We start from the raw sequence: 20,739 nt of genomic DNA, 5'->3' as shown, positions 1-20,739 counted from the left end.
CAATACATTCATTTCCAACAATTAATGTATCTCGTAGCAATTGACTATGACTTACCGAGCGGTAACTTCAAATAACTTCAACCATCCGGCAGATGTTACATTGTTCTTTACAGCAAGGTGAATTCCAATCTCATTCTGCTTTGCCGTGTCAACAATCCCAACAGCCCACATGTATTTACCTGCCTCCACGCCTTCAATCCGGGTTGTAAACGTATATGATTTAGCCGTACCTTTCACCCAATCACAAGCTTCCGGTTCTCCATCAACAAATACATACTTCGGTTTATCATTCTTGGTGTCCAATAAAGCAAAAGCCACTTTATATTTATTCTTCCACTGGGGAATATTCGTCGGACAATATCCCCAACCAAAATTATTCCAACGGTGCGCTATTTCAATCTGTTTACCATTAGAGATAGTTGTAGGCAAAGAAATTCTGTCCGGAAATAAACGGTAGCTTCCTTCTGTACAGAATTGTTTAACTAATTGGAAAGCTTCATTAAACCATGAATAAGTTTCTCCATTGCGAAAGTCTGAATTATAGCGTAAATCCATCATATTGACGCAGGCTGTTTTAGCCTCATCAAACTCACCCTGACGTACTTCTGCATAATTGGCATATCCATCTCCCTGAATCGAGTTTCCATGAGAATTTTTCACCCAGCCACCTTCCATTACTACAGGAACGAGATACTTCCACTTGGCTATAAAATTGCGTTCCCAAGTAGAATAATAAGTTTTCATACCAAACGCATCGTGACGTAATGAATATCCTTTAGCTACTGCTTTTCCTATTAATCTTTCAGTATCTTTATCATAATTATTGCCGTCCCATTCCTTACTTGTACCTATCCAACGATGATAATTTACAAACACAGGAACTTTATCAAATACTTGAGAATATAAATCTGTCACCCAATCGAAAACAGCCTCACGAGTCGGCAGCTCCGGTTTTCCCAACTCACGCACCTGATAGTACCATACACTATGATACTCTCCCCATTTTCCAAATCCTGAACCACTTACAAACTGTACTTTGTCGGGATCATTAAAATCCTTAGCCAAAGCCCTGATAAATTTCTCATAATATTTCTGGAAAATAGGATCATCCGGATAGGGAGACCATACTTTTACTGAACCTGTTTGTGTTTCATATCCTTTCGCGCCAGCCTCTTTTACAAAATTCGGAGTAAAATTATAGTGCTTATCACGGCTATCCACCACAAAAGTAAAGGCCAATTTCATATTTCTTTGCTTAGCTCCCTCTATCAACATCTTCAGTCGCTTAGCCGAAGGGGTATCACAATCGGAGTTCCATGCATATTTTCCTTCTTCAGGATTAAAATCAGCCCAGGCACCACGAAGGTATAAGGTATTTGCATAATCAGAGACCTTTACAGTGCCTTCCGATGACGGGAAATTATCATAATCCTGCCAGAATGTGGAAGATAAACCATCACCAATACCCGCATATAATACCCATCCGGAAAGAGGATTATGCAAAATGATATTTCGATTCTGCTTTACCGTGACAATGCTGTTTCCAGGAATAGAAGTATCTTCTACCAAACCATCATCACCATTACCACCTCCTTCTTCATCATTATCACTGCCGCAAGCGACTAATGATATAGCCATAGAAAAAATAAGCCCACAACTTATTTTTCTCAAACTGCACATATTTTGAAAATTAATCTTCATACCTATAGCTCTTATTTTTTTATGCTTACTTTCGACAATTTTAACCAGCCCGAATCCAATATATCCCCTTTGGCGGCAATGTCCAGCCCTATGAGATCTTTATTACTCCGGTCAACCAAGCCCACAGCCCAAACATAAGTACCCGTTTCAACTTTGGACATATCCGGCTCAAATACATATTCAGCGGGACTTCCTTTTATCCACTTCGATAAATCAGTATTCGTATCCACAAATGTATATCGCACCTCATTCGTTTCAGAATCGAGCAAAGCGAAAGCTACTTTATATTTTTGGTTCCATTGCGGAATATTAGTAGGACAGTACCCCCATCCCAAATTGTTCCAGCAATGTTTAATAGTCGGAGTTGTTTTTTTAGAGACTTCTAACGGTAAAGAGATCTCACTGGGGTAGAGCCTATACCCGCCTTCCCGAAGGAATCGGCGTACTAAATCAAAAGCATCTTTAAACCAAGACTCTGTATCGCCAAAACGGAAATCCATCATATTGACATGTGCCTCTTTGCTGTCATCAAACTCACCGCGTCTTACGTCCTCGTGTGAATCCTTACGATATCCTCTAGGATCCTGCCAATAACTATGTGATTTGACAATCCAGCCACCTTCCATAATAATGGGGCAGATATTACGATATTTTTTTGCGAACCTACGCTCCCAACTGCCATAATAGGTTGTCATGCCAAATGCATCATGACGCAATGAATATCCTTTCTTGATTGCTTCTTCCAACATTTCTTCACTGTCAGCAGCAAAATGTTCATCATCTACCCAATCTTTTCCCGCACCAATCCATCTATGGTAGTTAATTACTACTGGAACTTTATCAAAAGCTTGAGAATATATATCTGTCACCCAATCGAAAACTGCTTTCTTTGGAGTATCATCACCTGTTGAATAAATCATTGTATGATATTCTCCCCATTTCCCAAGTCCGAATCCATCTATAAATTCAACTTTCGAAGGATCGTTGAAATCTTTAGCCAGGGCCTTCACAAATTTAGTATAGTACTTCTGAAAAACAGGATCGTCAGAATAAGGTGACCATTTACCTTTATTCATAAATCCTTTTGCACCGGCATCTTTTACAAATTGAGGAGTAAATTCCGTTCTCTTATCACGACTGTCAACTACAACACGAAATGCCAAGCGCATATTTCGCTGATAAGCTCCTTCAATATATGCTCTCAAATTAGAATCAATTTTCCAACCATATACATCTTCCTGTGGATTAAAATCTGTCCAACTAGCGCGAATATAAAGCGTATGAGCATAATCTGTCACACTAACATTGTGTCCCAGTTCAGGAATATACATATGGTCATACTGTGCCCAAAAATCCGCAGCATCCACTCCCATACTTGCATAGAGCACCCATCCTGTAAGCGGGTTATGAAGAATACGCAAAGAATCAGGCTGAATCGTAACTATGTTATTCTCCGGTAGTTCCTTATCAAATGAAACGGCTGAATTCTCGTCTCCGAAAACAGGAGATAAAAGGAACATAAACAGACAAAGAGACACAATTACTCTATAATAACTTATCTTTCTTATAACCATACTACTAATTGTTTTTTTTAAAGAGTGCTATATCATTGTTCTCTTTATTCATATAAAAATCACGAGATTGATATAGCACTCTTAATTTTATCCTGCTTGATTATCTCTTATCAAAGAATACTGTCAGTTCTTTAATATCTAATTCTATGTAATTAACTCCTACAGGTACACTAAAGAAGGCATAGCGGTTATGAGATTGCCCTCCGACTACAGTCTGTTTCTGATTGTAGTCACTCTCTGCAATATCAAGGCAACCGTCATAAGATCCTCTGATGGCATCTGCTGTTGAACCAAAAGTATAGCAACCGGCACTTTGCGGTCCGACTTTAAAGTTCAATCCACCTGGATGTGCATTTCCATCTTTGTCTTTAATGGAATTCTTTCTGGGTAACTCCGCTCCTTTGTATATAAACAAATAAGGATTTGCCAAACTAGGTGTCATAGAATGAGCCATAGTGAATCCTGTATCACCAGTGCCATCTTTAGCCCATCCATCGTATGGTCCCCAAATAAAGACTCTTTCAATAGTGGTAGTCACCGTATTATTGTTCCATGTCCACGAAACAACCATTGGTTTAGGATCTGTTTCGGGGGAGTAAATCGTAACCTTTTTAGTATTTATGTTAATCACAATACGATAGACACCCGCAATCTTAATATTCCAATGATAACCAAGCGCAGCTGTTTCCGGACTCATTGTCGAGATATTCATTGCTGTACCATCTGTAAAATCGCCTGATTCTTCCGGAGCAATAGCCATATCTTTCTGTCCATTAAACAAGATCGGGAAATAAATAGTACCTGGTTGCAGTTCTGCATGGAACGCATATTGATTTTCATCTTCTATCGTGCGAGTCATCTCTACATCTGCGCTAACACAAGTTCCGGCAATATAGATTTTATCAGCTTCTATAAAATTACTAGCCAAACCTATAGTAACGGTACGTGTTTCAAAATCTACCACTACACGATACTGCCCATCTTCAGGAATCACCCAATATCCAGCATTATCTATCCCCTTAATTTTAGCTTCCATTGCTCCATCAGTTATCTGTTGTTCTGCAGCAACTGGTGAGATGGCATTAATCTTATTTTCATCTTTCCAAACAATCGGGAAGTGAAGATTACCTGCCTTCAAGTCACAAATGGAAACATAACGCTTCGGCTGACTTTCCATTGGCAAGATTTCAATATCTTCACCATCAACAGCTGTGCCTGACATATAAAGATGGTCTGCTACAAAAGTCTTTTCAGAATACATCTTTACTTTTATAGTAACTGTAGAAACTTCCGGTTTTACAAACTTAGGCCCTTCTACAGAACCGATAATACGGGCTTGTAACTTTACTAAATCACCAGGCTGCTGCTTCCACTTTGACACCAATAAACTCTGCAATTCTTTATGAGTATAACTTTTAGAAAAATCATCATCAATATACTCCCTTATCATTGTGTTTGTTCCAAAACTGTTATTTTCCAGATCCATTTTATAAAGATAGGAAATATAATAGTCAGAGCCTATTGGGTCAGCTTCCGTCCAGTTTAACGTCAATGCAACCTCATCCGGGGTATCTTCCTTGAGTTCTATTTCATAATCAGAAGGAGTAAGAACTAAACTTGTACGATTGTCGAGCGAATTAGTAGCATCGTCATCATCATTGCATGCTACTATGAAACACGAAGCAAGTGTCAGGAAGAAGAACCGTAAAAGGTTCTTCTTAAATATATATCCGTTTTTCATATCTATATTCAATATATTAATATTATAACTATTTATTGGTTTCCGACGGTCCAGTCAGGAGTTTGTACCAAATTCCAATTCTTATCAATATCGTCCTGTGGAATAGGCCACCAATAGCTTATAAATTTACGTGTCTGATATACTGTACGAGTATAATATTTATTTCTATAGTCCGCATCGGATACTTTAATATAAGCATTCATGCCATAAAAATCACCATCCAATACTTTCTCGGCTAATTTCCAGCGACGCAGATCATTAAAACGAAGTCCAGATTCACAATTCAATTCCACACGCCTTTCTTGGCGAATTAACTCGCGCATTTCTACAGGATCTGATGGGGCTGTTATCTTACCTTCTTCAGCTGAAACACTATATTCAGGAATACCCGCACGCTCACGAATCAAATTGACATATTTCAAAATCTCATTTTGATTAGCAGTATAAGTCCCCTTCTCAATGCTATATTCATTCAACGCCTCAGCATAACTTAAATAGATCTCTGCCAAACGACATAGTGCACCATGACGATTTTTATAATCTCCACTGCCTTCTTTGGGATTTGCAGATGGGTCTACTCTCTTACGTACCAGATAGCCGCTCCACGGAGCGTCATGAGAAGGACCACCGTCTTTACCATCCATATAGAAATCTGTATTTCTCTTACCACCAATATGCCATTGTTCGTTATGCAGTACTGAAATATAAAAACGAGGTTCGCGGTCACAATACATTTTATAGGTATTGGCATCTACAACTACATTTTCATCTTTATTACGATCTCCTTCTGAAGACCCATACTGCCACTTTGTAGAATAAGTCTCTTTTTGCGTACTAAAGCCTGTCTCTGAATAATTAGCATCAGGGTTAACTTTAGGAGAACCATCCGAATTATAGCCTATAATAGGCCTTTGACCGTTTCTCATGAAAAAAGCATCAACCAAAGATTGTGTTATTCCGATCGCTCCCACTCCATTAATACCCAAACCACGTGGAATACAGTTTTTATCATACCATCCACCGGAATCCATTGTGCGAACAAACAGTAATTCTCTGTTAGCTTCGTTCCATCTCTTCATCACTGCATTCTGATAAGAAAGAAAAGGATCAATATCACCGTTATCCAAATATTCATAATGCAAATGATAGCCAGCGGCTTCCGCCTCATCGATAACCAGTTTACAAGCATCTACTGCTCTTTTCCATCGTTCCGGATCATGTGCAGAATTAAAGATAGGAGTTCCATCAATGTTTTTTATATTCGCCAATGCAGGATTACCATTCACCAAGTCACTTGCAGCAAATAATAACATACGCGCACGCATTGCCAAACATCCAACAGAAGTCACACGGCCATATTTCTTATCTTCAGTTTGAGTGGCAGGCAATTGTTTTGAAGCTTCCAGCATTTCTTGATCCGCCCAATCAATTACATTATAAAACGGCTCTTGTTTCAACATCAGATCATCAGCCGAAGTACTTTCACTAGCCTCGCGAATAATAGGAACTGAACCATAAGCTATAGCCATCATAGAATTATAATAAGCTATAAAGAAACGGCATTCAGCTTTCATAAAGTCTACTTCTTCAGCCGGTACAGCCTCCAATGGGTGAGCATGTTTTATAAACAAATAAGCAGAACGAATATATTTGGGATAAGTATTCCAATAAGCAATTACCCCGGGATTGTCTGCTGTCCAGTTACCTTTTTGATATTGAATGGCTTTAAATCCTTGCGCTTCCCAACCAACTGAAGGAATCAGTTCATCAGCTATGGCATCGGGACCATCATAAGTATAATATTCAGGCAGACCACGATAAATATATGCCAGCCAACGTTCCATATTCTTTTTATTCTCAAATACTGATTCTAAGTCCAACTGGTCATCCGGTTGCTTATCCAGATAATCAGAACAAGAAGAAAAAGTAAATGTCGTAATAATACTTAGTACTATAAATTTTAATATGCTATTTTTCATATGCGCTATTATTAGAATTTAATTTCAAAACCTGCAGATAACGATTTCATAATTGGGTACGCAGCCCCTGTAGTATTTTCGACTTCCGGATCCCACAAATCAAATTTTGAGAATGTTAAAAGATTTGTTCCTCTCACGAAAAGACGAATGCCTGATATAACTGTAGTATTTCTCCACAAATTCTTTGGTAAGGAATAACCAAGTTCAATGTTTTTTAAACGTAAAAAACTCATATTCCGCAGCCACCATGTAGATGGTTGATTATTATTACTATTTATACCGTCATCCAAACGCGGATAAAATACGTTCTGACTTGGGTTGTCTACAGTCCAACGATCATTTGCATTAGTAAACATATTGCCTGTCACTCCTCTATTGGCACCCGGAATAATGCTTGATCCTAATATATTCCAACTACGGCCTATTCCTTGAAAGAGAGCTCCAAAATCTAGATCCTTATATTTCATATTCAGTCCAAAGCCATATACTATCTCCGGATCTTTTGTTCCTCCGATTGGCGATTTATCAAATACGTCCACTTTACCATCACCATTGACATCCCTGTATCTGATATCTCCCGGGCGGAGTTTGCTTACAAAACTTTGAGTCGGAATTCCTTCTTTCAGTTTACCTGTACTTACGTCTTCAAAATCGTCTTCTGTAAACAAACCTTCTGCTATATAGCCAGTTAATTGCCCTACCGGATGTCCTGTTTCAGCACGGTTAGTACCAACTACTGCACTAGGTTCATCCTTTTCTGTTATTTCATTATGAGCATAGGTAAATGTTCCCATTAAGCTGACAAATAAGTCTTTGCCAAACTGTTTATTAACATTTAAGGAAACTTCTACACCCTGATTAGTCACTTTTCCAAAATTCTTCCAAGGCTGCTTCATAAATCCAGCCGTCATCGGAACAGACTCACGTGGCATAAATATATCTTTACGGCGTTCGTCGAAATAATCTAATTGCAAATCAATCATACCATTCAGGAAACCTAGCTCAACCCCCAAATTCATCTTATTAACAATCTCCCACGTCAAATCTTGTACAGCAAACTCACCTTCCGCCATACCAGTTAAACCATAACTACTATCCAATCCCCATTTATACATGTTTAATGTATCATAGTCATCGGTAATTGTAGAAAGGTACGCAAAACGGCGTCCACCTAAATTAGCATTACCTACCTGACCATAAGACGCACGCAATTTCAATTTAGATATGACCTTACGCAATGGTTGCATAAATGCCTCTTCCGATACAATCCAGCCAATTGCTCCTGAAGGGAAAAAGCCATAACGTTTACCTTTGGCAAAATTTTCAGAGCCATTATAGCCAAAATTAAATTCACCTACATATTTACCCGAATAGGTATAAGATGCACGTCCTGCCAATCCCTGATTACGGTAAGGCAACTTGCTTCCATCATCATAATTACGACGATTAAACAATAACATTGCAGCAACGGAATGTTTCTCTGCGAATGTACGGTCATAAGACAAAGTTGCTTCCATATATACGCTCTTATTTCCATAGTCACCGCTTTTTGAGTAATCCAGGAAATTAGTACCATTGGATTTTGATGCTATAATCAAATTACCTTCATCATCACGTCCTGTAGCAGGTACATAATAATCCGGTGTCTTTCCACGAGAAACAGTACCTGAAGAAAACCTGTCAAATGAGAATGTACCTTTTACTTTCAATCCCGGAAGTAAGAATTTCAAATCTTGTTCTACAGAAAACAGTGTTTCAATCTTACTGTCACTTCTTCTTTTATATCCACTTTGAGTAGCCCATGCCCAAACGTTTGGCTCCTCTGTTGTCGGTATCTGTCCACTGGAATACTGTGCAGGGAAAGCATGAGGTACAGCAACGAACGCTTTCTGGAAAATTTGAGATATATCTTTCGTTGTAGAATTTCTATCTTGCAAATATCCACCAATATTAAAACGTAATTGCGTAGTAGGACTTAATTTCAAATCCACATTAGAACGAACGTTATAACGTTGCAATTTAATAGTAGGATCCCAATCATAGCTTTTATCACGTTTCAAAATACCACGTTCATTATACGCAGCAGCAACAAAAGAATAACGTAATGTCTCTGTACCACCAGAAATATCTACTGTTACACGCTGATTCGAAGCATAATCATTTGCAATTGCATCCATCCAATTCACGTCCGGATATAAATCAGGATCATAACCTGCACGAGTTTTTGCAATACGATCTGTATATTTAGGCTGTTGTCCTGTATCCATCAAGATATCATCCAAAACCTGCATATAATCTGCCGCACCCAAATACTCGGGAAGTTTAACTGGCTGTGTAGCTGCAAATTCAGCCTTTACAGTCACACGAGGTTTACCAACTTGTCCGCGTTTTGTATTAATTAAAATAACACCATTAGCTCCCCGCACTCCATAAACAGCACTTGCAGCAGCATCTTTCAACACAGAAAAAGATTCTATCTCTTCAGGATCAATATTATTCAAATCGCGTTCTATACCATCAATCAAAACCAATGGGTTTTGTCCGGCATCCTGGAATGTACTAATACCACGAATCCAGAAAGAAGAATTATCATATCCCGGTTCACCAGAACGTTGCACAGCTAATACACCGGCAACTGTACCAGCCAGATTATTACTTATTGAACGAGTAGTAGAAACCTTTAACTTAGCAGGCTCAATCGTTGTGATAGAACCAACAACAGACTCTTTCTTTTGTGCGCCATAGGCAACCACTACAACCTCATCTAATTGACCAACATCTTCTACCATTTGTACATTAACAACCTTCCGGTTATTAACAACCTCTTCTTTAGGAACAAAACCAATATAACGGAAAGAAAGCACAGATTTTCTTTCAGGAACAATAATACTATAATTACCATTCATGTCTGTCAATGCATGCACTGTGGAATCATTTTTCAAAATGATTGTTACACCAATCAAAGGCTCACCTTTTTCATCTGAAACGTTACCTGTTACCTTAATACCCTTTTGTTGTGTAGTTTGTTGTACTTTAGGAGCTTCTGGCACCGAAATAGTAATTTGTCTTCCCGACATCTTATAATTCAGTCCTGTCTCTGAGAACAACTCTTTTAATACAGCATCTATTTTCTTATTGGAAACTGAAATGGAGACTTTGTTATTCAGATTTTTCTGAACATTAGCAGAGTAAATAAAAATATACTTACTATGTTTTTCGATATAATCTAAAATATCTTTAACTGTAACATTCTCATACTGTACTGAGAATAAATCTTCTTCGGAATTCCAACTAATAGAATTAGTACCGAATGAAGAGAATGGAATCATAAAAAAGACGTTTATAATGCAAAAAAGCTTAAGTCTTTTCTTTAAGTGTAAAAAAATAGTTTTCTTTACCATAAAAATTTCTTTTTAGGTTAACAATTTTGGATTTATTGATTTAACTAGGGAATTACTATCGGGTAAATACGGCAATATTTATCCGATTTTTTTTTGTCATAATGGCAGTCTGTTCTTCATAGGCAAACATATTAAAAGATTAATTAAAAAAATTATTTATTTAAATATATACTAGTATCACTTTTTTCGATCGTGAATGGCAGGGTTTGCTGAATACATTCAATCACCTCGTCTATATCATCTTTCAAATCTAATTTCCCATACACTTTTTCTTTACCAATAATTGGATCACATTGAATAGATATACCATAGTAGATGCTTAGTCTTTGAATGATCTGCGACAAATCATTACCATTCAATAACATGATCCCCTCTACCCAACTAATATACTCTGCTACATCAACTTGCTTCTGATAAGCAATTGTACCATTTGCTATATTCAACAGATCATTAGGATTCAAACGTGCTTTCTTTTCATTCTTATCAGTAACTTCTACCGCACCTTCCACCAATACAATATTAGTTGTTCCTCCTTTATAATTCGAGATATTGAACTTCGTTCCTAACACTTGCAGTTTAAAATCATCAGACTCCACTATAAAAGGATGTTTCTTATCATGCGCAACTTCCAGGAAAACTTCTCCTTGGGCATAGATTTTACGAATGTCTCCTTTAAAACAACGAGGATAAATCACTTTTGACTGGGAGTTAACGACCAGCCGAGTCCCATCAGACAATTCTACTCTAGCCCTTTTCCCCACAGGAACAAGTAGCTGATTATATTCTTGTTCCTCTTTGGTTTTCTCTTCTTTCTCTTTTATCACTTGTGAATTGACAGCAACTTTCCCCTCTTTCGAATACTTAATGAAAACATCTTCATCCAAATTAAGCTGTTCCTTGGAAGTAATAAGAGTCACTTCCTCAACAGATTGGCTATCCATTTCTTCAGCAATAGCCTGAAAGTCTAAATTAACACTTCCATTCTGATTTAAAAAATAAATAGTTGAAATACAAATCAAAAAGGAAGCAGCAATAGAAGCTGAAGCAACTAAGAAATATTTCTTTCTGCGCTTCATAGCATCTTTTCGCATCTTTCGTTGAGTCTTCTCTATGATAGAAGATGAATCAATCTTTTCCTGCACACAATTTTCCCAAAAGAATTTCAACTTCTCAGCATCAGGCATAGAAGTAAAATCATCCTCAATATTTTCTTGAGAATTCAATTTACTAAATAAATCTGCGAGACGATGGTATTCTTTCAAGCTCATAATCCTATTTTAATGTTGTTCTATAGATAAAGACGCAACTAAAAAAAAAATCTCCCAGTCAAAAATGATTTTTTTTCATTTTTCGGGTAAAAAGAATAAAAGTGGAGTTAGCTATGTGAAAAAATAAGGCATTAATAAGCAGGAGAGTAAAAAACTTAGCTCTTGCGAGATTTCATATTCAATCTTTTAGCAATTTCATCTAACGCAAAAGCAATATGGTTATTGATAGTCTTCACTGATATGTTCAACATATCTGCGATATCTTTATAGGGAAGTCCGTCTATTTTTGCCAAGAAAAAGACATGTTTACACTTGGGAGGAAGTTGTTGAATGGCGTCATTAATTTTAGCCATTTCTTCTTTACTAATCATCTCTTCGGCTGGAGATTGAACCGGCTCAAAAATAAAATCTTCGATATCATCAAATGACAATTCATACTTTCCAGTTTCCTTCCTCAAAAAAGAAATCGCTTTTCGATAGGTGATTGTCTGGATCCAAGCATTCATATTGCCAATTTCAGCCAGACTTTTTCTATTTTTCCAAACTTCAAAAAAAACATCACTCACAATCTCTTCAGCTGACTCCTTCTGGCCAAGTAGCGCAAATGTATAGTGATATAAACGCGAAGAATAATGCTCCATAAAACGATTGAAAGCAATTTCATCGCCGTCTACTATTCTACATATTTCATTATTCTCAAGTTTCACAGAAGTATTTATAGATTATTTCCAATTAACAAAATTGAGCCAAATATAGCAGTATCGTATCAATTACGAAAATAAAACACCATAAAAAGGCATTAAAAGTTATCAATTATAGAAAAATGGCTATAATAAAAACATTACCATTTAGCTATAAAAGTCTCTTACTTAGATAACGTACAGGATACCATACGGAAAGAAAACCAACAGCTAAAACTGTGATAAAGATTAATACGACATCCCAAGCGTGAACGCTGACAGGATAGGCGTCTACAACAAAAGTACCACCACCGCCTCCCAATGAAATTATACCGAATTTCTGTTGGATAAAACATAGGATTAAGCCCAGGACAATACCGGAAATAGCGCCAAAAAGAGAAATGAGACGTCCTTCAAAGAGGAATATTCGGGAGATGAGTTTATCACTAGCTCCAAGACTTCGCAAAGTTACTACATCATCCTTCTTATCCAAGATCAACATAGAAAGGGAGCCTATCACATTAAAACAGGCTATCATTAAAATAAAAGTGAGGAACAAATAAGAGATTAGCTTCTCTATCTCCATAATACGGAAAACATCTGCCTGCTGCTGATAACGATTCTGAACAACAAAATCATCACCTAGTATGTTTTCTATTTTAGATTGTACCGATGAAGTATTTACATTAGATTTCAATTTCAATTCCATCGCAGAGACTTCTGTTGTATAATCCAGAAGCTGACGAAGAAAATCGAGAGAAGTCAAAATATATTTTCCATCATATTCTTGCTGATTCACCACAAATACGACACCTGGCGAATATAGATAATCACGGTTAAAAGAAGCGCCGGGATTTGCCATGTTCACTTTGGCATTTCGCTTGGGAAGATATACCTGAAGAGGATCGACAAACTCCAAACCAGTTCCCAAAGTCGCAACCAATTCCACTCCCATGACGCCATAATTCACGATCGAATCATGAAGAACGAATTCTCCCGCGCCATAAAGTATGCTGTCTATGGCCGTCAACTCTTCAAAATTATCTTCCACCCCTTTTAGTACAACCATAGCCTGACGGTCCTTGTATTGCACCATTGCATTCTCTTCGAGCGTCTCTGTAAACACCTCCACTTCAGGAAGCGCACAAACGGCACGAATCCGTTCATCTTGTGCATCAAAGACTTTTCCTTCACGGACCGTAATTTTCAACTGCGGATCAAAAGCCGTAAAAAAGCTGGCCACCATATCCTGAAAGCCATTAAAAACAGAAAGAGTGCAAACCAAAGCAAGCGTAGCAAGAGCCACTCCACATACGGAAATGCCGGATATGATATTAATAGCATTATGCTTTTTCTTTGAAAAAAGATAACGCCTGGCTATATAAAAAGGGAAGTTCACCTCTGCAATGAATTATTTCACTTCAGCAATGAATCTATTTTCTCAATATAATCCAATGAATCATCCACGAAAAATTTCAGTTCAGGAATGATACGTAGTTGGTGACGTACACGAGTCCCAAGCTCATAACGAATGGATTTCATATTGTTATTGATATTCTTCACCATCTCTTCTGCTTTCTCTGAAGGAAAAACACTAAGGTAGACACGGGCAATACTCATATCAGGACTGATACGAACTGCGCTAACAGAGACCAATGTACCTGGCATGGACTTTGTTTGAAGCAGGAATATCTCACTTAGCTCTTTCTGCAACAGGCGAGATATCTTATTCTGTCTGGTTGTTTCCATAAAGTTATTTACTGTTTTACGATTTACTACTTACTATTTTCTTCCTTATGATCGTTAATCCGTCACGCAAAGGAAGTATTACTTTTTCCACTCGCACATCTTGTGCTACCAAATCATTAAAGGCTTTAATACCAATTGTTTGAGCGTCCGTATTGCGAGGCTGTTCAAGCACATGCCCGTCCCACAAAGTATTATCAGCAATGATATATCCGCCTTCGGAAAGATACGCCAATGTCATCTCGTAGTATTCAATATACTTACGTTTATCACCATCAATAAAAGCCATATCAAAAGTAACACCTAAACGCGGAACAAGTTCTAAAGCATCACCTATATAAAAACGAATTTTATCGGCAAACGGTGATTTCTCCAGCCATGGACGGGTAAAGTCCTCTTGTTCATCATTGATCTCAAACGTATGCAACAGTCCACCTTCCGGCAGACCTTCCGCCAAACAAAGGGCGGAGTAGCCGCTATACGTTCCGATTTCCAATATCTGACGAGGCTGAATCATTTCTACAAACATCTTCAGCATCCGTCCCTGCAAATGCCCGGAAGCCATACGAGGACGAAGGAGCTTTACATGCGTATCCCGATAGAGCGATTTCAAGTAATCGCTCTCGGGATCAATATGCTGCAAAATATATTCGTCTATCGATTCGGTTTCCTGCATAAAACTTACCTCTCTAAAAATTAAAGATAACGGTTGTTGTTAGGTAATACAGTCTCCTCTGCATGCTTCAAAGCATCTTCCACTACATTGATTTCGAGGAATGAGGTCTTTGTTCCTGCCTTACCACTACTTAAATAACCTACCATATCGGAAGGCTGCAAACGGCCTTCTTTCAACAGACGGCGCAATGCCGCAAAGTAATATTGCTGTCCGTTAGCCAATTCCGGCATATAGATAGCTTCCACACCATAAGACAAAGCCAAATGACGCATTGTCTTTTCTTTATAGCAGATAGCCAGCACTGGATACTTTCCACGGAAAGCAGCCAGATTACGAGCAGTGCGTCCGCTATAACTATCAGTGATAATAGCACGTATTTTTAGCTTAGAAGTAGCTTTTACTGCTTGTTTAGCAAGGAACGCCGTAACATCATTACTATTCTCATCTAACGGAATACGGATATCATTTTCTTCCAGTTTATCTTTTTCTGCCTGAGCCGCAATTTTAGTCATCGTTTTCACCGCTTCTACCGGATACTTACCATAAGCAGTTTCTCCACTCAACATCAAAGCATCTGTACGATAGTAGATTGCATTGGCAATATCAGTCACTTCCGCACGAGTCGGACGAGGATTATTTATCATTGTATGGAGCATTTGAGTAGCAACGATTACCGGCTTCTTTGCCAGAATACACTTGCGAATCAATACACGCTGGATTCCCGGAATACGTTCTTGAGGCACTTCGATACCCAAGTCACCACGAGCAACCATTACGCCATCTGCCACTTCCAAGATTTCATCGATATTATCCACCCCTTCCTGATTCTCAATCTTAGCAATAATCTTAATATCACTATTATGTGCATCCAGAATTTCACGTATGTCAAGTACATCCTGACGGTTACGTACGAAAGAGTGAGCGATAAAATCAATATCCTTTTCGATAGCATAAAGAATATTGTTACGGTCTTTTTCCGTTAATGAAGGAAGATTGATACGAACACCCGGGACATTTACGCTTTTACGGCTTCCCAAAGTAGCATCGTTCTTAACTTCACACAGCAAATAACCATCCGTCTTATCAATAACTTCCAGTTCCAGATCGCCATCATCAATCAGAATCGTACCACCGATATTCAGGTCAGACACAAAGTTCGAATATGAAACAGCAATGCACTCACGGGTTGTTTCCAAATCCGGATTACCTACAATCTTTACTTTCTCTCCTATTTTATATGGAATCGGCTCTGCATTAGCCGTTGTACGAACTTCCGGACCTTTTGTATCCATCAAAATCGCAATACGGTTGGACACAGCACGTACATTTGCAATCAAAGCTTCAAAACCTTCACGGCTAGCATGCGCTGTATTCATACGCACTACATTCATCCCAGCTTCAAACAACTGTTTTATAAAATCCACATCACAACGTCTATCCGAGATGGAAGCCACAATCTTAGTCTGTTTCAATAACATAGTCTTTCTACCTATTATATATTATTACCTTATTTATTATCTATCCAATAAAGCCTCCAAAGCCAAACGGTACGAATTTAGCCCAAAGCCACAAATCACTCCTTTACAAGCACAAGCAATCATCGATACGTGCCGAAAAGACTCGCGACTATGCACATTAGAAATATGCACCTCAATCACCGGAGATGTCACAGAACGAATAGCATCCTGCAAAGCTATGGAAGTATGTGTATACGCACCTGCATTCAAGATTATACCATCCACATCAAATCCCACCTGCTGTATGCAGTCTATCATTTCTCCCTCGATGTTCGATTGAAAATAGTCGATCTCCACGTCAACGTATCTTTTGCGAAGATCAGCCAAGTAATCTTCAAATGTAACGCTTCCGTAAATGGAAGGTTCACGCTTACCCAACAGATTAATATTCGGGCCATTAATAATTTGTATCTTCATCGCGCAATCCTGTTTTTTTATACCTTTGTATCTGAAAGAATGTGCAAAGGTAGAAAAAAGAAATGGAAATCAACGAAAAAAAGCATAAGAAGGAACAACAAGAGCTGATAATCAGGAAGTATCAGCAGTATCTCAAACTGGAAAAGTCCTTATCTCTTAATACGCTGGATGCCTATCTGACGGATCTGGACAAACTGATGAGCTTTCTGAAATTGGAAGGGATTTACGTATTGGACGTATGCCTGTCCGATCTTCAACATTTTGCGGCCGGATTACATGACATCGGCATTCATCCCCGTTCACAAGCCCGCATTTTATCAGGAATCAAATCATTCTTCCGTTTTCTCATCCTCGAAAACTATCTGGAAGCAGACCCCAGTGAACTATTAGAAGGCCCTAAAATAGGTTTCAAACTTCCTGAAGTACTGACTGTGGAGGAAATTGACCGGATTATCTCCGCCGTCGACCGCAGCAAAGCTGAAGGACAGCGAAACAGAGCTATTTTAGAAACACTATACAGCTGCGGACTTCGGGTATCAGAACTTATCACCCTTAAACTATCCGACCTCTATTTTGATGAAGGCTTTATCAAAGTAGAAGGAAAAGGAAGCAAACAACGACTCGTACCGATCTCCCCCCGGGCTATTAATGAAATAAAGCTTTACATCACAGACCGTAACCAGATTGAAGTGAAAAAAGGGCATGAGGATTTCGTTTTCGTCAGTCAGCGGAGAGGCAAAGGACTTTCCCGGATTATGATCTTTCATATGATAAAAGAATTAGCACAAAAAGCGGGCATTACCAAAAACATCAGTCCACACACTTTCCGGCACTCCTTTGCCACTCATTTACTGGAAGGTGGAGCCAATTTGAGAGCCATTCAATGTATGCTCGGACATGAATCCATTGCGACAACGGAAATCTATACCCACATCGACCGCAATATGCTTCGTAGTGAGATTATCGAGCATCACCCACGAAATATCAAGTATAGGAAAGAAAAAGAGGAGTTATTTCATTAAATTATGATAAAATCGCCCCCTTATCTATATAATTATATTAAGAATTAATATCTTTGCGTTACTTTTTCTGTGTGAGCAGAAGGAGGTTGGCAAATAGACGATATTTCAATTACAAACATTTAATTTATACCTAAAATGACTAAGAAGTTGTACTTGCCTTTACTCATGGCAATGGTTGTTGCATTATTCTCTTCTTGCAGCAAAAAAATGGGTGAATTGTCAGCTGATTACTTCACTGTTACTCCGCAAGTGCTGGAGGCAGTAGGTGGTAAAGTTCCTGCGACCATCAATGGTAAATTTCCTGAAAAGTATTTCAACAAAAAAGCGGTTGTAGAAGTTACTCCGGTTTTGAAATGGAATGGCGGCGAAGCTAAAGGCCAACCAGCTACTTTCCAAGGTGAAAAAGTGGAAGGTAACGACCAGACTATCTCTTACAAGATGGGCGGTAGCTACACGATGAAAACTTCTTTTGACTATGTTCCTGAAATGGCTAAGTCAGAATTGTATCTGGAATTCAAAGCTACTATCGGAAAGAAAGTGGTGACTATTCCTGCTGTGAAAATAGCTGATGGTGTAATCTCTACTTCTGAATTAGTAAACAATACATTAGGTAACGCTAACCCAGCATTGGGCGAAGACGCGTTCCAACGTATCATCAAAGAAAAACACGATGCCAACATCATGTTCTTGATCCAACAAGCTAACATTCGTTCCAGCGAATTGAAGACTGCTAAAGAATTCAACAAAGAAGTAGCTAACGTTAACGAAGCTGCTAACAAGAAGATCAGCAACATCGAAGTTTCTGCATACGCTTCTCCTGATGGTGGTGTAAGCTTGAATACTACTCTTGCTGAAAACCGTGAAGGCAACACAACTAAGATGTTGAGCAAAGACCTGAAGAAAGCAAAAATCGATGCTCCGATCGATGCTAAATATACTGCACAAGACTGGGAAGGTTTCCAAGAACTGGTTTCTAAATCTAACATCCAAGACAAAGAGTTGATTCTCCGCGTTATTGCAATGTACCAAGATCCTGCTCAAAGAGAAAGCGAAATCAAGAACATCTCTGCTGTATACAAAGAATTGGCTAACACAATTCTTCCTCAATTGCGTCGTTCTCGTTTGACTTTGAACTATGAAATCATCGGTAAGTCTGACGAAGAAATCGCTAAGTTGGCTTCTTCTAATCCTTCTGAACTGAACGTAGAAGAATTGCTGTATGCTGCTACACTGACTAGCGATCCTGCTAAGCAAGAAGTTATCTACACTCAAGCTACCAAACAGTTCCCGAACGATTACCGTGGTTACAACAACTTAGGTAAATTAGCTTACCAAGCCGGTAACATTGACAAAGCAGAATCTTACTTCAAGAAAGCTGCCAGCGTTAATGCTACTCCTGAAGTTAACATGAACTTAGGCTTGATCTCTTTGATGAAGGGTGACAAAGCTGCTGCAGAAGCATACTTCGGTAAAGCTGCCGGCACAAAAGAACTTGGCGAATCTATGGGTAACCTGTACATCGCTCAAGGTCAATATGAAAGAGCAGTAAACTCATTCGGTGACTCTAAGACTAACAGTGCTGCTTTGGCTCAAATCCTTGCTAAGGACTACAACAAAGCTAAAAACACGTTGGCTAACGTAGAAAGACCTGATGCTTACACTGACTACCTGATGGCAGTTTTAGGTGCTAGAACTAATAATTCTTCTATGGTAACAAGCAGCTTGAAGAGCGCAGTTGCTAAAGATTCTTCATTAGCTAAGAAAGCAGCTACTGACTTGGAATTTGCTAAATTCTTCACAAATGCAGATTTCATGAACATCATTAAATAAGAGAATTACCACTCTATTTTAAATATTAAGAATTGCCTGTCATTATAAATGACGGGCAATTCTTTTTTTTTATCTGTAAAAACCGTACTTTCGCAGAAAAGAAATCAAAGCAATGAAAAAGAGTAGCATTTTAATCCTCATAATCATTTGTCTATGCAGTTGTGGTAAATCTTCAAAGAAGGTTAGCATAACCGGGGAAATCAAAGGCCTGGGCACAGATACGCTTTATCTGTATGGAATGGACGAATCATTCGACCGGATAGATACCATTTTCGCGAAGAACGATAAATTCTCTTATACAGCTTCAATAGACACCATTACTTCTGCCTTTTTACTTATTGACAATCAGACAGAATATCCAATCTTCCTTGACAAAGGAAATCAGATCAAAATAAAAGGAGATATCAATCACCCGGAATATCTGGATATCAATGGTAATATATATAATGAAGAGTTTACAAACTTTCAGAAAGAACTAAATAGCCTGCCTACCCCATCCGAGAAAGATTTAGAGCAAAAAGCAGAAGAATTCATCATGAAGCATCATTCCTCTTTTGTCAGCCTCTACTTGTTGGATAAATACTTTGTTCAGAAAGATTCGCCCGATTTCAACAAAATAAAGAAGCTAATTGAAGTCATGACAGGAATATTGCAAGACAAGCTGTATATTGAACAGCTCAACGAAGCCATCTCACTGTCAGAGAAAACAGAAACAGGCAAATATGCTCCCTTCTTCAGTCTATCTAACATAAAAGGAGAGAAAATTACCCGGTCATCAGAAGATTTCAAGAAAAAGAACTTGTTAATCAACTTTTGGGCTTCATGGGGAGATAGCATTTCCAATCACCAAAGCAATACCGAGTTAAAAGAGATCTATCAGAAATATAAGAAGAACAAACATATAGCCATGCTCGGTATCTCCCTTGATATGGATAAACAAGAATGGCAGGATGCTATAAAACGTGATACGCTCAATTGGGAGCAAGTCTGTGATTTTGGCGGACTAAATTCCGAAGTAGCCAAACAATACGCCATCAAGCAAGTTCCCAGCAACATTCTTCTGTCGGCAGACGGTAAGATTCTCGCGAAAAACCTCAAAGGAGAACAATTGAAGAAGAAAATTGAGGAAGTAGTCACTGCTGCTGAAGAAAAGGAAAAACAAGACAATAAGAAGAAAAAATAATCAA

At 38.4% G+C, this 20,739-nt stretch carries 15 protein-coding genes; 3 read left to right on the top strand and 12 right to left on the bottom strand.

Annotated features, from left to right (window positions below):
* Window positions 1–51: 51 nt before the first annotated feature.
* The 12 genes from KTR06_RS02570 to aroQ form a co-directional block, all read right to left on the bottom strand.
* Window positions 52–1,701 (bottom strand): hypothetical protein, encoded by a 1,650-nt coding sequence (locus KTR06_RS02570; RefSeq protein WP_008642450.1) that lies wholly within the window; start codon window positions 1,699–1,701, stop codon window positions 52–54.
* A gap of 11 nt (window positions 1,702–1,712) precedes the next feature.
* Window positions 1,713–3,275, bottom strand: a complete 1,563-nt coding sequence (locus KTR06_RS02565; protein ID WP_008642449.1) for a hypothetical protein — start codon at window positions 3,273–3,275, stop codon at window positions 1,713–1,715.
* A gap of 100 nt (window positions 3,276–3,375) precedes the next feature.
* Window positions 3,376–5,016: a SusE domain-containing protein gene (locus KTR06_RS02560; RefSeq protein ID WP_008642447.1), complete on the bottom strand. Its 1,641-nt coding sequence runs from the start codon at window positions 5,014–5,016 to the stop codon at window positions 3,376–3,378.
* Between the two features lie 32 nt (window positions 5,017–5,048).
* Window positions 5,049–6,995 (bottom strand): RagB/SusD family nutrient uptake outer membrane protein, encoded by a 1,947-nt coding sequence (locus KTR06_RS02555; protein WP_015531785.1) that lies wholly within the window; start codon window positions 6,993–6,995, stop codon window positions 5,049–5,051.
* Window positions 6,996–7,006: 11 nt separating this feature from the next.
* On the bottom strand, window positions 7,007–10,396 hold the full coding sequence (locus KTR06_RS02550) for a TonB-dependent receptor (protein ID WP_074910504.1): 3,390 nt from the start codon (window positions 10,394–10,396) through the stop codon (window positions 7,007–7,009).
* A 152-nt stretch (window positions 10,397–10,548) separates the two neighbouring features.
* The gene (locus KTR06_RS02545; protein ID WP_217289936.1) at window positions 10,549–11,664 is read right to left on the bottom strand and encodes a FecR family protein; all 1,116 of its coding nucleotides are present in this window, start codon (window positions 11,662–11,664) and stop codon (window positions 10,549–10,551) included.
* A gap of 155 nt (window positions 11,665–11,819) precedes the next feature.
* Window positions 11,820–12,371, bottom strand: coding sequence for an RNA polymerase sigma factor (locus tag KTR06_RS02540; RefSeq protein WP_008642439.1), 552 nt, complete (start codon window positions 12,369–12,371; stop codon window positions 11,820–11,822).
* A gap of 145 nt (window positions 12,372–12,516) precedes the next feature.
* A complete protein-coding gene (locus tag KTR06_RS02535) occupies window positions 12,517–13,743 on the bottom strand; it encodes an FtsX-like permease family protein (protein ID WP_008023272.1) in 1,227 nt (408 codons plus the stop codon).
* 17 nt (window positions 13,744–13,760) lie between these two features.
* Complete coding sequence (gene rbfA, locus KTR06_RS02530; protein WP_004296522.1) at window positions 13,761–14,093, bottom strand: 30S ribosome-binding factor RbfA; 333 nt, start codon at window positions 14,091–14,093, stop codon at window positions 13,761–13,763.
* Window positions 14,094–14,109: 16 nt separating this feature from the next.
* Window positions 14,110–14,766 (bottom strand): O-methyltransferase, encoded by a 657-nt coding sequence (locus tag KTR06_RS02525; RefSeq protein WP_004311173.1) that lies wholly within the window; start codon window positions 14,764–14,766, stop codon window positions 14,110–14,112.
* A 20-nt stretch (window positions 14,767–14,786) separates the two neighbouring features.
* The gene (pyk, locus tag KTR06_RS02520) at window positions 14,787–16,244 is read right to left on the bottom strand and encodes a pyruvate kinase (protein WP_004317152.1); all 1,458 of its coding nucleotides are present in this window, start codon (window positions 16,242–16,244) and stop codon (window positions 14,787–14,789) included.
* A 36-nt stretch (window positions 16,245–16,280) separates the two neighbouring features.
* On the bottom strand, window positions 16,281–16,700 hold the full coding sequence (aroQ, locus tag KTR06_RS02515; RefSeq protein ID WP_004311171.1) for a type II 3-dehydroquinate dehydratase: 420 nt from the start codon (window positions 16,698–16,700) through the stop codon (window positions 16,281–16,283).
* 62 nt (window positions 16,701–16,762) lie between these two features.
* On the opposite strand from aroQ, the gene xerD reads away from it, so the two are divergent.
* From xerD to KTR06_RS02500, 3 genes are all read left to right on the top strand, one after another.
* On the top strand, window positions 16,763–17,722 hold the full coding sequence (gene xerD / locus KTR06_RS02510; protein WP_099146214.1) for a site-specific tyrosine recombinase XerD: 960 nt from the start codon (window positions 16,763–16,765) through the stop codon (window positions 17,720–17,722).
* A gap of 135 nt (window positions 17,723–17,857) precedes the next feature.
* Entirely contained in the window at window positions 17,858–19,552 is a 1,695-nt protein-coding gene (locus KTR06_RS02505; protein WP_004323056.1) for a tetratricopeptide repeat protein, read from the top strand.
* 112 nt (window positions 19,553–19,664) lie between these two features.
* Entirely contained in the window at window positions 19,665–20,735 is a 1,071-nt protein-coding gene (locus KTR06_RS02500; RefSeq protein ID WP_004296528.1) for a TlpA disulfide reductase family protein, read from the top strand.
* The last annotated feature ends 4 nt before the right edge of the window (window positions 20,736–20,739 follow it).

It is taken from the genome of Bacteroides sp. MSK.20.12, assembly GCF_019052435.1.
In the GTDB taxonomy this organism is placed as follows: Bacteria; Bacteroidota; Bacteroidia; order Bacteroidales; family Bacteroidaceae; genus Bacteroides; species Bacteroides xylanisolvens.
This window is presented reverse-complemented; position numbering and strand designations above follow the sequence as displayed.